The 15,116-nt window shown below is 68.2% G+C and carries 7 protein-coding genes; all 7 read left to right on the plus strand.

Features of this window, described 5'->3' with window-relative positions; translation table 11 throughout:
• Window positions 1–162: 162 nt before the first annotated feature.
• Window positions 163–2,994, plus strand: a complete 2,832-nt coding sequence (locus tag FHS97_RS06125; protein ID WP_184034615.1) for a TonB-dependent receptor — start codon at window positions 163–165, stop codon at window positions 2,992–2,994.
• Between the two features lie 135 nt (window positions 2,995–3,129).
• Window positions 3,130–5,445, plus strand: a complete 2,316-nt coding sequence (locus FHS97_RS06130; protein WP_184034619.1) for a beta-N-acetylhexosaminidase — start codon at window positions 3,130–3,132, stop codon at window positions 5,443–5,445.
• Window positions 5,445–8,030: a beta-mannosidase gene (locus FHS97_RS06135; RefSeq protein ID WP_184034622.1), complete on the plus strand. Its 2,586-nt coding sequence runs from the start codon at window positions 5,445–5,447 to the stop codon at window positions 8,028–8,030. Before FHS97_RS06130 ends, FHS97_RS06135 begins: the two co-directional genes overlap by 1 nt.
• Window positions 8,027–10,549 (plus strand): glycoside hydrolase family 3 C-terminal domain-containing protein, encoded by a 2,523-nt coding sequence (locus FHS97_RS06140; protein WP_184034625.1) that lies wholly within the window; start codon window positions 8,027–8,029, stop codon window positions 10,547–10,549. Before FHS97_RS06135 ends, FHS97_RS06140 begins: the two co-directional genes overlap by 4 nt.
• 267 nt (window positions 10,550–10,816) lie before the next feature.
• The gene (locus FHS97_RS06145; RefSeq protein WP_184034627.1) at window positions 10,817–12,241 is read left to right on the plus strand and encodes a glycoside hydrolase family 125 protein; all 1,425 of its coding nucleotides are present in this window, start codon (window positions 10,817–10,819) and stop codon (window positions 12,239–12,241) included.
• Window positions 12,241–14,553 (plus strand): GH92 family glycosyl hydrolase, encoded by a 2,313-nt coding sequence (locus FHS97_RS06150; RefSeq protein ID WP_184034630.1) that lies wholly within the window; start codon window positions 12,241–12,243, stop codon window positions 14,551–14,553. The genes FHS97_RS06145 and FHS97_RS06150 overlap by 1 nt, the downstream gene beginning before the upstream one ends.
• 68 nt (window positions 14,554–14,621) lie before the next feature.
• Complete coding sequence (locus FHS97_RS06155) at window positions 14,622–15,083, plus strand: cupin domain-containing protein (protein WP_184034633.1); 462 nt, start codon at window positions 14,622–14,624, stop codon at window positions 15,081–15,083.
• Window positions 15,084–15,116: the final 33 nt, after the last annotated feature.

The following is a 15,116-nucleotide window of genomic DNA, read 5'->3' on the forward strand; positions in this document are numbered from 1 at the left end:
ACCCTTTTGCGCATGAAACATTTTTGTAACCGGGTATGTCGGAGCTAATCCAAATTGGTTATAAGACCAGTCCAGAACCGATGCTGACCTCTTCGACAAGCATCTGGTTCGAGATGCGTTTTCACGACGCCCGCGCGTACGGGCATATGAGGGGGTTCAGTTATGCGCTTGCGCCAGATGATGCTGGTTTCCACCGCCATGATCGGTTTCGCCGCCACCAGCGCGCAGGCGCAACAGGCACCCGCCACGCCGCCGTCGAGCACCGCCCCGGATAGCACCCAGGCTGACGGGACGGTCGGCGAGGACATCGTCGTCACCGGCTATGCCGGCAGCCTTCGTCAGGCGATCGAGCTGAAGCGCAACGCCAACGCCGTGGTCGACGCAATCTCGGCGGAAGACATCGGCAAGTTCCCCGATCGCAACGTCGCCGAGTCGCTCGCGCACATCCCCGGCGTGTCGATCGACCGCCGCTTCGGCGAGGGCGAGAAGGTCGCGATCCTCGGCACCGATCCGGCGCTCAACCGCATGCTGCTCGACGGCCACGCGCTGGCCTCGGCCGACTGGGGCGGCAACGACAACGATCCGTCGAGCCGGACCTTCAACTATTCGCTGCTCGCGCCCGAGCTGGTCGACCGGCTCGAAGTCTACAAGTCGCCCGAGGCGCGGCTCGAGGACGGCAGCCTCGGCGGCACGGTGATCGTGCGCACGCGCCGCCCGCTGGAGCTGGACGCCAACTCGCTGTTCGCGTCGGGCGGCTACACCTACAACGACCGTTCGGAGAAGGGCAGCGTTCGCGGCTCGGGCCTGTACAGCTGGAAGAACCAGGACGAGACGTTCGGCTTCCTCGTCGCCGCCACCTATGACAAGCAGCAGCTGGTCCGCGCCGGCGTCGAGTTCTTCGGCTACGAACAGGCTGACGGACGCTTGTTCCAGACGATCAATGACGCCAAGGGCGATCCGACCCGCGACGCCAATGGCAACCTCAATCTCGTTCGCGATGCGAGCGGGCAGGCGGTGCTGAAGAACCCGAACGCGACCGTCACCGGCGGTACGCGCAACGATCTTGCCGCGGCAACGCTGCCGTTCGGGATCAACTACGCCTATTTCCAGCAGCAGCGCGAGCGCACCAGCGTGTCGGGCACCGTCCAGTATCGTCCGGCCAGCAACCTGACGCTGACGTTGAACGGCCTGCACATCGACGGCAATTACAACAACTACAGCCAGTCGATGTACACCATCCCGGGCGCATGGAGCGGCGCGGACCTGCAATCGGCGACGATCTCGAACGGCGTCGTCACCAACGCCAGCTTCGGCGCGGCGACCAGCCAGCGCAACGCGCAGCTCGACACGCTGGTGCGCTCGACCAAGCTCAAGACCGACAACCTCAACTTCTTCGCCGACTGGGAAGGCGACGACGGCGCCAAGGTGTCGTTCGTCGGCGGCTGGAGCAAGGCGACCGGCGGCCGCAACCCCGAATATCTGTTCAACGTCCAGACCAAGCTGCCGTTCAGCTACGCGATCTCGCCGACGACCGCGGAGGTGAACTTCACCGGCGATCTGACCAACCCGGCGAATTACTTCACCAACCCGAGCAACAACCTGGTCACGATCGAGGGCCGTCCGTTCCTCGTCAACGGCACGCAGCTCAACGCGGCGCAGATCGGCGGGCAGGATTACAGCGTCACCACCGATCGCGACGCCTTCGGCGGGTTCGACGCGGTGCTCCCGCTCGGCGACGGCTTCTTCAAGCAGTTGCTGATCGGCGCGCGGATCACCGATCACGTCAACAAGATCGATGCGCGCGGCATCAACAGCTATCTGACCACGTCGAAGGACGGCTCGCAGCTCGGCGTCACCACGCTGACCACGCCGGACGGCATCTTCGACGGCTCGGGTGGCTCGGGCACCGCGACCAAGTATCTCAACCTGCCGCGCGAGGCGGTGATCGATATCCTTGCCAACAGCATCAACACCCCGCTGTTCTACAAGGTCGGTGCCTCGACGCGCGTCGAGGAGCGGACCGCGGCGAGCTACGTCCAGGTCAATTTCGATCAGGGCGGGCTGCGCGGCAACCTCGGCGGTCGTCTGGTCTACACCCATGACGCCTCCTATTACGCGCTGTCGCTGCCGACCGAGACCAACCAGAACCCGACGCCGGTGCCGACCAGCACCTCGACCGATTATCTGAAGTTCCTGCCGGCGCTGAACGTCGCTTACGAGGTCTCGCCGCAGTTCATCGTGCGCGGCGCGGCCGCCAAGGTGATCTCGCGTCCGCGCTATCAGGATCTGGCGGCGTCGATCTCGCAGAACGACGTCACGCTGGATGCCGGCGGCGGCAATCCGAACCTGAAGCCGTACGAGTCGACCAATTACGAAATCACCGCCGAATTCTATCCGCGGGCCGGCGCGCTGCTGTCGGTCGAACTCTACCGTCGCGAGATCAGCAACTACATCATCACCACGACGCAGACCGGTCAGAGCTTCTACAATTCGCTCGAGGGCCGGGTGGTCAACACCTATCGCGTCAACAGCCCGATCAATGCCGGCAAGGCGAAGGTCAACGGCGTGCTGGTCAACGGTCAGGCCGAGATCTGGGGCGGGTTCGGCATCCAGGCGAACTATGCCTATCAGGACAGCTCGACCTCGGTGATCCCGGGCATCGAGGGTGCGCTGAACCTGCCGTACCTGTCGAAGCACACCGTCAACGTGATCCCCTATTTCGAGAAGGGTCCGTTCCAGGCGCGCGTCAGCTATAACTATCGCTCGGCCTATTTCCGTTCGATCGGCCGGCTTAACTCGTTCGAGATGGTGGCGCCGTACAACCAGCTCGACGCCTCCGCCTCGCTGGCGCTGACCAAGAACATCTCGCTGACCGTCAATGCGCAGAACCTGCTGGACGAAACCTATCTCCAGTACAGCGGCACGCCCGACCGTCCGTCGGCCTTCTACAAAAACGGTCGGACCTTCGTAGGCAGCGTGACGTTCCGCCTGTAACCTCAGCAACTTAGATCGTTTCCTGCCCTGGGCCTCCGCAACCGCGGAGGCCCATTTTTTTTGCCCGCGGCATGGACGCGCGCGGCTGCGGTCGGCATGATGGCCTCAATACCAAAACAGAACCAAGGAGCAGCGATGCGCCGTCCCTGCGCGACCGCGATTGCGGCCATTTCAATGACTTGCCTCGCGACGCCCGGCGCCGCGCAGTCACTGTTGCCGCTGCCGCAGAAGCTGGTGCCCGGCGCGGGCAGCGTGACCATCGCCGACGGCGCGACCGTCAGCGCTCCCGCCCCCGCCACGGCCGCCGCGCGGCTGCTCGTCGAACATGTCCGCACCGCGCGCGGGCTGCGCCTCACCGTCACCGATGCCGCGGCGCGGATCCGCTTCGAGCAGGATGCGGGCATCACCGGCGCCGAAGCCTATCGGCTGATCGCCGCGCGTGACGGCATCCGGATCCGCGCGAACACCCCCGCCGGCTTCGTCCACGGCGCGATGACGCTCGTGCAATTGCTCAGCCCCGACGCGCGCACCGGCCAGCCGGTGCAAGTCGCGGCGATGACGATCGACGATGCGCCGCGCTTCGGCTGGCGCGGGTTGATGATCGACCCGGCGCGGCATTTCCTGCCGATGCCCGACCTGCGGCGGGTCGTCGACCAGATGGCGGCGGTGAAGCTCAACACGCTGCACCTGCACCTGACCGACGATCAGGGCTGGCGGTTCGAGGTGAAGCGCTATCCCAAGCTGACCGAGACCGGCGCATGGCGCACCCCGCCCTCGACCGGCGGTCCCGCGCCGACGACGCGGGTCGGCGGTTTCTACACGCAGGACGAATTGCGCGCGCTCGTCGCCTATGCCGGCGAACGCGGGATCACGATCGTCCCCGAGATCGACCTTCCCGGCCATGCCACCGCCCTGGTCGCGACCTATCCCGAGCTGGGGATCCTCGGCGACCGTCCGCCGGTCGGCAACCGCTGGGGGATCGAGCCTTACCTGTTCAACCCGGGGCCGAAGGGCATCGCGTTCGTCAAGGAAGTGCTCGACGAGCTGACCGATGTCTTCCCCGGCACCTACGTCCATCTCGGCGGCGACGAGGCGCTCAAGGACCAGTGGCAGCGCAGCCCGGTGGTGCAGGCGCAGATCAAGGCGCTCGGCCTCAAGGACGAGGATGCGCTGCAAAGCTGGATGATCGACCAGTTCGGCACCTACCTCCAGAGCAAGGGCCGCCGGCTGATCGGCTGGGACGAGATCCTCGAGGGCGGGCTGCCCGCCTCGGCATCGGTGATGTCGTGGCGCGGCGAGCAGGGCGCGGTCGCCGCCGCCAATCTGGGCCATGACGTGGTGCTGTCGCCGGGGACGCCGCTGTACCTCGATCGCGTGCAGAGCAACCTGCCCACCGAGGTGCCGGGGCAGAATGTCGTCAGCTCGCTGGTCGACGTCTACGCTTATGATCCGATGCCCGCCGGTATCCCCGCCGACCGTGCGCATCATGTGCTCGGCGCGCAGGGCAATGCGTGGAGCGAATATATGGTCACGCCCGCGGAGGTGGAGTTCCACCTGTTCCCGCGCGCGGCGGCAATCGCCGAGATCACCTGGTCGGCGAAGGACCGGCGCGACCTCGCCGGCTTCCTGCCGCGCGTGCAACGCCAGGCGGCGCGCTGGACGAACGGCGGCGTCACCGTCGCCGACAGCGCGTTCGCGGTCGACTTCGCCGTGACCGGCACGCGCGGGGCGGCGCTGCGCGCGAACCGCGTCCCGCTGACGCTCGCCACGCAGGCGGGATACGGTACGATCCGCTACACCACCGACGGCAGCGTGCCGACAGCGCGGTCGCGCGCCTATCGCGCGCCGCTGTCGCTGACACCGGGTGTGACGGTGCGCGCCGCCGCCTTCGACGCTGCCGGGCTGCCGACCGCCGCGGTGCGCCAGTTCGACACCGCGCGCGCCGCGCTGCTCCGGCGCGGCAGCAACGATCTTGCGCCGTGCGGGACCGGGCCGTTCGGGCTGCGTGTGCCGCTGACCCCGGACGCGCCTGAGGCGTCGCCGGCGTTCAACCTCAACCTGTTCAACACCTGCGCGGTCTATCCAGCCGCGCCGCTCGACGTCGCAGGCGGGTACCGGGTCGAGGTGGTGCGGCTGGCGCGCAACTGGGCGCTCGGGCATGACGGCGGCAAGCTACGCCAGCATTATGCGGTGTCGCCGCATGGCGAGTTGCTGGTCCAGTTCGGCTGTGCGGCGGCGACCAAAGCGCAGGACGCCGGCGACAAGACCGCAAAGCCGGTCGCGATCGGGGCGTTTCCGCTGCCCGATCCGGCCAGCGCGCCGCAACGCTTCACCTTCGAAGGCACGCTGCCGAAAACGACCGGGGATCAGGATATTTGTTTTCAGTTCACCTCGCCGGTCAGCGACCCGTATTACGCCGTCGCCAGCGTTCAGTTGACGGAGCGCCGTTGATGCGGTGGCTGGCCGTGCCGTTGCTGCTCGCCTCGACGGCGGCGGTGGCGGCACCGAAGACGGTGACCCCGCTCGATCAGGATTGGCAGGTCCGCATCGACCCGCAGGATGTCGCTGCGGCCAAGGCGCATCCGCGCGCCGCCAGATGGTTCGCGGCGACGGTGCCCGGCAGCGTGCAACAGGCGCTGATCGCGACCCGGCAGGTGCCCGATCCGTTCAAGGGCACCAACGAGGCGGCGATCCAATGGGCCGGGCTGACCGGCTGGCAATTTCAGCGCACGCTCCGGCTGACCGCGGCGCAACTCGCGCGCGACCATCTCGACCTCGTCTTCGACGCGCTCGACACCTTCGCGACCGTTGCGGTCAACGGACAGCAAGTGCTGACCACCGACAACGCGCACCGCCAATGGCGCGTCGACGCCAGGCGCTGGCTTGAGGCCGGCGACAACACGATCACCCTCACCTTCGCGTCGCCGATCAGGACGATGCAGCCGAAGGTGCTGGCCGATCCGCACCCGCTGCCCGGCGAGTACGATTCCGCGTTCGGCGACGAGCCGAAGGGAAAGCAAACATCGCCCTACATCCGCAAACCCAAATATGACTGGAGCTGGGACTGGGGCCCCCGCATCGTCAACATCGGACCCACTCAGGCGATGCGTCTGGAAGCGTGGGACGACGCCCGGCTGGAGCGGATGCTGGTTCGGCAGGTCGCCCTGAACGATGCCGAAGCCCGCCTGGGCGCAAACTTCGCCATCTTCGCCGATCGCGCCGGCCCGGCGCTCGTCCGCGCGACGGTCACCGGCCCGGACGGCAAGATCGTCACCGCCGAACAGCAGGTCACGCTGGCGGCGGGCAACAATCACGTCACCGTGCCGCTGACGATCGCGCAGCCGCAGCGCTGGCAGCCGGTCGGCTATGGCGCGCAACCGCTCTACCGAGTGGCGGGCGCGCTTGTCGAAGGCGGCGTGGAGAGCGATCGCGCCGAACGCCGCATCGGGCTGCGCACGGTCGAGCTGATCCGCGGTGACGGTGCCTTCGGGTTCAAGGTCAACGGCACGCCGATCTTCGCCAAGGGCGCGAACCTGATTCCGTTCGACAACTTCCCCGCGCGCGTCACGGCCGCGAAGATGCACGGGCTGCTGGCCGATGCGAAGTCGGCCAATATGAACATGATCCGCATCTGGGGCGGCGGTTACTACCTGCCCGATGCGTTCTTCGACGCGGCCGACGAACTCGGGCTGATGATCTGGTCGGACTTCATGTTCGGCGGCGCGGTAACCCCGCCCGACGCGGCGTTCCGCGAGAATGTCCGCATCGAGGCCGAGCAACAGGTCGCGCGCGTCGCCGGTCACCCGTCGATCGTGCTGTGGGCGGGCGGCAACGAGGTGCTGTCGGGCTGGGAAAACTGGTCCGATCGCAAGGCGTTCAAGAAAGCGGTCGGCGCGGACGAGCAGGAGCGGATCGGCACCGGCATGGCGGTGCTGTTCGACCGCGTGCTGCGGCAGGCGGTGCGCGACTTCGATCCGGCGGTGCCGTACTGGCCCGGTTCACCCTCGACCGACTACGAAGGCCCGGTGGATACCGATGCCGCGGGCGACCGCCATTTCTGGGATGTGTGGTCCGGGTCGAAGCCGGTCGCCAACTACCTGAACAGCTGCCCGCGCTTCATGTCGGAATTCGGCTTTCAGGCGATGCCCGACCTTGCGACGATCAAGGGTTTTTCGGGGACGCTGAACGTATCCCCCACCGATCCGGTCATGAAGGCGCATCAGAAGTTTTTGGCCGGCGAGGGCAACGACCGGCTGCTGTTCTACATCCGCGAGCGGCTCGGCGAGCCCAAGGGTCTGGCGGATTACGTGTACCTAAGCCAAGTCAATCAGGCGCAGGCGATCGAGCTGGCGGCGCTGCATCATCGCGCCTGCCGCCCGGTGACGATGGGCTCGCTCTACTGGCAGCTGAATGATACGTGGCCCGCTATCTCGTGGTCGAGCATCGACTATGACGGGCGCTGGAAGCTGCTCCACTATGCCGCACGGCGCTTCTTCGCGGATCAGGTCATCGTCACCGAGCATCAGGACGCCGCGACCCGCGTCGCGCTCGTCTCCGACGCGACGACGCCGATCGCGGCGCGCTGGCGAGTGCGCGGCTATGCGATGGACGGGCGGATGCTGGGTGAACAGGGCGGCGACGTGACGCTCGCCCCGCTCGCCGCCGCCGAGATCGCGTCGGTGTCGGACGCCATGCTGTTCGGCACGGTCGCCGCTGCGGACAGCTATGGCGTCGCCGAACTCTTTGCCGGCGACCGGTTGCTGCATCGCCGCCTCGTCGAGCGCGCGCTGCCGAAGGACATCCACTGGCCCGATCCGGGGCTGTCGGCACGCTGGGACGGGCGGACGGTGACGATCACCGCCACGCGGCTCGCGCGCGCGGTGATGCTCGATTTCGGCGCGACGCCGGCGCAGCCGTCCGACGACGGCTTCGACCTGTCGCCCGGCGAAAGCCGGACCATTCGCGTGGAATCGACCGCCACGCCCGCACAATTGACGCGCGCGCTGACGCTGCGCTCGCTGGGAGGACGCCCATGATCTGGCTGCTATTGGCGAGTGCCGCCGCCGACCCTGTCGCGACGACGATCGCGACGATGACGATCGAGGAAAAGGCCGCGCAGTTGCAAAGCACCGCGCCCGCCGACGCCAAGGCCGGGCTGCCCGCCTATGACTGGTGGAACGAGGGGCTGCACGGGCTCGCGCGCAACGGCCATGCGACCGTCTTCCCGCAGGCGATCGGGATGGCGGCGACCTGGGACACCGCGCTGGTCCACAGCATCGGCGATGTCGTCGCCACCGAGGCGCGCGCCAAGTTCAACGCGCAACCCGTGGGCGCGAACCGCCGCATCTACGAAGGGCTGACGATCTGGTCGCCCAACATCAACATCTTCCGCGATCCGCGCTGGGGCCGCGGGCAGGAAACCTATGGCGAGGACCCGTATCTCACCGGCAAGCTGGGGGTGGCGTTCGTCACCGGGCTGCAAGGGCCGGACCCGCTCCACCCCAAAGTGATCGCCACGCCCAAGCATCTCGCGGTGCACAGCGGCCCCGAGGCCGGCCGCGACGGCTTCGACGTCGACCCCAGCCCGCAGGATCTCGAGGCCACCTATCTCCCGGCGTTCCGCATGGCGGTGACCGAGGGCAAGGCGCAGTCGCTGATGTGCGCGTATAATTCGATCCACGGCACCCCGGCGTGCGCGTCGGGCACCTTGCTCAACGATCGCGTGCGGCGCGACTGGGGGTTCACGGGCTTCACCGTGTCCGACTGCGACGCGGTCGCGAACATCCACATGTTCCACCATTACCGGCTCGACGCCGCCGCGGCGGCAGCGGCGGCGGTCAAGGGCGGGAACGACCTGAATTGCGGCAATACCTATTCGGCGCTTCCGCAGGCGGTCGCGCGCGGTCTGGTCAGCGTGGCCGAGGTCGACACCGCGCTCCACCGCTCGCTCGATGCGCGTCGCCGGCTCGGGATCGCCTTCGGCGCGACCAGTCCCTGGGCGTCGATCAAGCCCGATGCGGTCAACACCGCCGCCGATCGCGCGCTCGCGCTGGACGCGGCGCGCAAGGCAATCGTGCTGCTTCAGAACAACGGCCAGCGGCTGCCGCTCGCGCCGACCACGAAGCTGGCGGTGATCGGCGCGAACGCCGACGATCTCGGCGTGTTGCAGGGCAATTATCACGGCACCGCCGTCCAGCCGGTCACGCCCCTCGCCGGCTTGCGCCAGCGCTTTGCGAACGTGGTCTATGCGCAGGGCTCGGTGCTCGCCGACGGCGCGCCGGTCGTGCTCCCGGAAACCGCGCTCAAGGACCTGGCCGCCAGCTACAGCGTCGCGGGACGCGAGGTGCTGAAGCGCGCCGAGCGCCACATCGACCTCGACTTGACGCGCGTACCGCCCGCCCCCGGCCTGCCGGTGCAGGGCTATGTCGCGCGCTGGACCGGGACGCTGACCCCGCCGGGGCCGGGTGCGTACCGGCTGATGCTCGATCAGGCGCAATGCTGGAAGGATTGCAAGACCCACGACACCGCCACGCTGTCGGTCGGCGGGCGCGTGCTCCACGACGGCGCGATCGCCAAGGGCCGCGTCGAGATCACGTGGGACAGCGACGGCCGGCCGCAGCCGTTCGACCTGACGCTCAACCACAGCAGCCCCGACGAGACGTTCCGCCTGCTGTGGCTTCCGCCCGAGGAACCGATGATCGCCGAGGCGGTCAAGGCGGCGCATGCATCCGACGTCGTGGTGATGGTCGGCGGCCTGTCTCCCGATCTGGAAGGCGAGGCGTTGCAGGTGCAGGTGCCCGGCTTCATCGGCGGCGACCGCAGCGACATCGCGCTGCCGTTCGCGCAGCAACGCCTGCTGGCCGCGCTGAAGGCGACCGGCAAGCCGATCGTGCTGGTGCTGGCGAGCGGCAGCGCGGTGGCGGTCGACCCGAAGGCGGCCGATGCGGTGCTGGCGCTGTGGTATCCGGGCGAGGCCGGCGGCACCGCGCTCGCCGACGTGCTGACCGGCGCCACCAACCCGTCGGGGCGCTTGCCGGTGACCTTCTACAAGGCGACCACCGACCTGCCTGCCTTTGTCGATTACGGCATGAAGGAGCGCACGTACCGTTACTTCACCGGCACGCCCTTGTGGGGGTTCGGGCACGGCCTGTCCTACACCGCTTATGGCTATGACCGGGTCGCCGGCGCGGCGAGCGTCGCCGGCGGGCAGCCGCTGACCGTCTCCGCGCGCGTCACCAACAGCGGACGGCGCGACGGCGAGGAAGTGGTGCAGGCCTATCTCGTCCCGCCCAAGGTGGCGAGCGGCGGGATGACCGCGCCGGTGCTGCAACGCCAGCTGGTCGGTTTCCAGCGTGTCCCGTTGCGCGCGGGCAAGAGCGCCACCGCGCGCTTCACGATCGATCCGCGAATGATGAGCGTCGTCGAGCGTGACGGGCGGCGGCATATCATGCCCGGCGCCTATCGCCTGTGGGTCGGCGGCGGCCAGCCGGACAGCGCCGCGGGTGCGTGGGCCGACTTCACGGTGACTGGCGCCGACGTGGACCTGCCGAAGTGATCGTCCCCTTCGCCTTGCCCCTCCCCCATCATCCCGGCGAAGGCCGGGGTCCGGCTGGGAAGATCGTCGTGACGAGGCGCCGCACGGCATCATCAGCGCTCCGTCACTGGACCCCGGCCTTCGCCGGGGTGACGGCGGTGGGTGCGGTGACGTTCCGCCTCCCCTCCTCCGTCGTTGCGAGCGCAGCGAAGCAATCCAGAGCGTCGCGCGCTGGACCCTGGATTGCTTCGCTGTGCTCGCAATGACGATGCACGCAAGGACTATCGCATGACCCCCACCCGCCGCCATTTCCTCGCCGGCAGCGCCGCGCTCGCCGCGACCCCCGCCTTCGCCGCCGCGCCGGACTTCGCCAGCAAGCGCCCCGCGCCCGCCGACCGCCGCTTCACCTCGCCCGCGGTCGAGCGCGAGCTGGCGCGCGTCTCGAAGCAGATCGCCGATCCGAAGCTGCGCTGGATGTTCGTAAATTGCTATCCGAACACGCTCGACACCACCGTGAAGATGGGCAACGTCGACGGCCGGCCCGACGCCTTCGTCATCACCGGCGACATCAATGCGCTGTGGCTGCGTGACAGTTCGGCGCAGGTCACGCCCTACCTGCATCTGGTCAAGGACGATCCGAAGCTCGGCGAGCTGTTCCGCGGCCTGATCGCGCGACAGGCGCGCTCGATCCTGATCGATCCCTATGCCAACGCCTTCATGCAGGATCCGTCGGCGAAGACCGATTTGTCGTGGTCGCTCAAGGATCAGACCGAGATGAAGCCCGGCGTCGCGGAGCGGAAGTGGGAGATCGACTCGCTCTGCTATCCGATGCGGCTGGCGCATGGTTACTGGCAGGCGACGCGCGACCCGCGTCCGTTCGACGGGACGTGGGCCGCGGCGGCGCGCGCGAGCGTCCGCACCTTCCGCGAGCAGCAGCGCAAGGACGGACGCGGGCCGTACAGTTTCCTGCGCACCTCGAACCGCAACACCGAGATGATGCCGCTGGAAGGCTGGGGCAATCCGGTGCGGCCGGTGGGGTTGATCGTGTCGGGCTTCCGCCCGTCCGATGACGCCTGCCAATATCCGTTCCTGATCCCGTCGAACCTGTTCGCGGTCACCGCGCTGCGCGAGATGGCGCGCGTCGCCAGCGAGGCCGCGCACGACGATGCGCTCGCCAGCGACGCCACCGCGCTCGCCGCCGAGGTGGAGGCCGCGCTGAAGCAATGGGGCACGATGCGGCTGCGCGACGGGCGTGAGGTGTGGGCGTTCGAGGTCGACGGCTTCGGCAACGCCTTGTTCATGGACGATGCCAATGTCCCGTCGCTGTCGGGGCTCAGCTATCTCGGCTGCGTCGCGCCCAACGACGCCTTGTGGCGGCGGACCGAGGCGGCGGCGTGGAGCGAGGCCAATCCCTATTTCTTCCGCGGTCCGGCGGGCGAAGGGATCGGCGGGCCGCACGTCGGGCTGGGGCAGATCTGGCCGATGTCGCTGATCGTCCGCGCGCTCTCCACCACTGACGCGGCCACGATCCGCACCTGCTTGAAGACCCTGCGCGACACCGATGCGGGCACCGGCTTCATGCACGAGACGTTCGACATGAACGATCCGACCAAATGGACGCGCCACTGGTTCGCCTGGGCGAACGGCCTGTTCGGCGAACTGATCGTGCGGCTCGCGCGTACGAACCCTGCGATCCTCAAGGAAGCCCTGTAATGCTCACCCGCCGCGCCCTGCTCGCGACCACCGCCACCGTCGCGGTCACCCCGCTCCCGTCCTTCGCCGCCACCCCGCGCCGCGCCGCGCCCAATCTGTTCGTCGGCACCGGCGGCGACGGCCACACCTATCCCGGCGCGACGCTGCCGTTCGGGATGGTGCAGCTGTCGCCCGACACCGATGTCGCGCGTTGGGATACCTGCTCCGGCTATCACCATGGCGACGGGTCGATCATGGGGTTCAGCCACACGCATCTGTCGGGCACCGGGATCGGCGACATGCTCGACGTGCTGGTCGTCCCGACACGCGGCCCTTTGCAGCTCCAGCCCGGCCCGATCGACAACCCCGACGCCGGCTATCGCCAGCGTTACTCGGACGAACATGCCGAGCCCGGCTATTACCGCGTGACGCTGGAAAGCGGCGTGCGCGCCGAGCTGACCGTGACCGAGCGGACCGGCTGGCACCGCTACACCTTCCCGAAGGGCGCCGGTCACATCCTGATCGACATGGCGCACATGATCCTCGACAAATGGGACAGCGGGCCGCTGATCGACGACGGCAGCCTCACGCTCCATGCCGATGGCACGCTGACCGGCAGCCGGCGCGTCCACCGCTGGGCGAAGGGTCGCCGCATCCATTTCGCGATGCAGCTCTCGCGCAAGCCCGACCGCGTCGCCTTCTACGGCGACGATGACGCCGAGCAGCCGAAGGGCGCGACCTCCGTGGCGGCCAAGCGCGTCAAGGCGGTGCTGTTCTTCGACGATGCCGGCGCGGCGCCGATCGTGATCCGCTGCGGCATCTCGGCGGTCGACGTCGCGGGCGCACGCGCGAACCTGCAGGCCGAGGCCGCGCGCGGCGATTTCGACACCATCCGCCGCGCCGCTGCGCGCCGCTGGGCCGGGACGCTGGGCGCGGTCAGCGTCGAGGGCGGCACCGCCGACCAGCGCACGATCATGGCGAGCGCGCTCTATCACACGATGGTCGCGCCGACGCTCTTCTCCGATGTCGATGGCCGCTACGTCGGGCTCGACCGGCAGGTCCACACCGTCCCCACCGGGCAGCGCGCCTATTCGACCTATTCGCTGTGGGACACCTATCGCGCGCTCCACCCGCTGCTGACGATCGTCGCGCCGGATCGCGCCAAGTCGCTGGTCGACGACCTGATCCGCCAGACGCAGCAAAGCCCCTACGGCCCGCTCGTCTGGCCGTTGCAGGGGGTCGAGACCGGCACAATGATGGGCTGGCACGGCGTGTCGGTGCTCGCCGAGGCGCACGCCAAGGGCATCCCCGCCGATTATGCCGCCGCCTGGCCCGCGATCGCCAAGCGCTCGTTCGACTTCAGCGCACCCGATCTCGACAACAGCAAGGGCCGCGACCTGTACGACGCCAAGGGTTATGTCCCGGCCGACAAATGGTTCGAGAGCGTCAGCCGCACGCAGGAATATGCCTATGACGACTGGGCGTCGTCCAAGCTCGCGCGCGTCGCGGGCGCCGAGGCGGAGGCGGAACGTCTGCTCAAGCGCTCGGGGAATTGGCGCAACGTCATCGACGCGTCGATCGGCTTCGCGCGCCCGCGCTTCGCTGATGGCTCGTGGTGGAAGGATTACGATCCGATCCAGCTCGGCCACATGCCCAAGCCGTGGTGGCGCGACTATACCGAGGCGAACGGCTGGCAGGCGACCTTCCTCAACCAGCACGACGTCTATGGCCTGATCGCGCACATCGGCGGCGATGCGAAGTTCGAGGCGAAGCTGGATGCGCTGTTCACCGCGCCGTCGACGCTGCCCAAGAACGCCCCGCCCGACATCAGCGGGCTGGTCGGCCAATATGCGCACGGCAACGAGCCCGACCAGCATGTCGCCTATCTCTATGCCTTCGTCGGTGCGCCCTGGAAGACGCAGAAGATGGTGCGGCGGCTGCTCACCGAGATGTACAAGAACGATCCCGACGGCGTGATCGGCAACGACGATTGCGGGCAGATGAGCGCGTGGTTCGTGATGTCGTCGCTCGGCTTCTACCCGGTCGATCCGGTCGAGGCGCTCTATGTGTTCGGCTCGCCGCTGTTCGAGCGCGCGACGCTGGCGTTGCCCGGCGGCAAGAAGCTGATCGTCGAGGCGCCCGGCAACACCGCCATCACGCCCTATGTCACCGCGGTGACGTGGAACGGGCGGCCGTGGACGAAAAGCTGGATCGCACACGCGGATCTGGTGAAGGGCGGCACGCTGCGCTTCACGATGAGCGCGACGCCGAACCCGGCGTTCGGGCGCGCGCCCGCCGACCGCCCACCATCGTTCGGGCGGACGCTCGCGTGAAGGACGCCGTCGAACACCGGCGGCATCGTGTAACGCTTACCGGCGGCACCTGCTGAAAGGTCGAACAGATGATAGCACTTACCCGTCTCGCCGCCGGTTCGATCCTGTCGCTGGCGGCGCTTGCCACGCCCGCGACGGCACAGGACACGACCTTCGCGCGCGGCGAGCTGTCGAGCGCGAGGAACCATAGCGGCGACATCTGGCTGAACGAACTGAGCGCGGGCGACAGCGTCATCGACGCGGCCGTGGCGGTCGCGACCTACGCGCCCGGCGCGGTCCTCGACTGGCACGCGCATCCGGGCGGGCAGGTGCTGGTCATCACCGAGGGCGAGGGCTTCTATCAGGAGCGCGGCAAGCCGGGCCGGATCGTGCACAAGGGCGACGTGATCCGGTCGATGCCCGGCGTCGAGCATTGGCATGGCGCGACTCCGACCTCCCCCTTCGCCTATTTCGCCGTCACGCCGACGCAAAAGGGCAAGACGATCTGGCTGAAGCCGGTGACGAAGGCGGAATATGCCGCCGTCAGGTAAGCGGCAGCCGGTAACGACGATCCGCCCGCAGCG

Origin of the sequence: Sphingomonas endophytica, from assembly GCF_014199415.1 — a bacterium.
GTDB classification, from domain to species: Bacteria; Pseudomonadota; Alphaproteobacteria; order Sphingomonadales; family Sphingomonadaceae; genus Sphingomonas; species Sphingomonas endophytica.

Coding starts and splice junctions, on each gene's coding strand:
- FHS97_RS06145 (WP_184034627.1), top strand. CDS start 10,817: ATGACCCCCACCCGCCGCCATTTCCTCGCCGGCAGCGCCGCGCTCGCC.
- FHS97_RS06155 (WP_184034633.1), top strand. CDS start 14,622: ATGATAGCACTTACCCGTCTCGCCGCCGGTTCGATCCTGTCGCTGGCG.
- FHS97_RS06125 (WP_184034615.1), top strand. CDS start 163: ATGCGCTTGCGCCAGATGATGCTGGTTTCCACCGCCATGATCGGTTTC.
- FHS97_RS06130 (WP_184034619.1), top strand. CDS start 3,130: ATGCGCCGTCCCTGCGCGACCGCGATTGCGGCCATTTCAATGACTTGC.
- FHS97_RS06140 (WP_184034625.1), top strand. CDS start 8,027: ATGATCTGGCTGCTATTGGCGAGTGCCGCCGCCGACCCTGTCGCGACG.
- FHS97_RS06150 (WP_184034630.1), top strand. CDS start 12,241: ATGCTCACCCGCCGCGCCCTGCTCGCGACCACCGCCACCGTCGCGGTC.
- FHS97_RS06135 (WP_184034622.1), top strand. CDS start 5,445: ATGCGGTGGCTGGCCGTGCCGTTGCTGCTCGCCTCGACGGCGGCGGTG.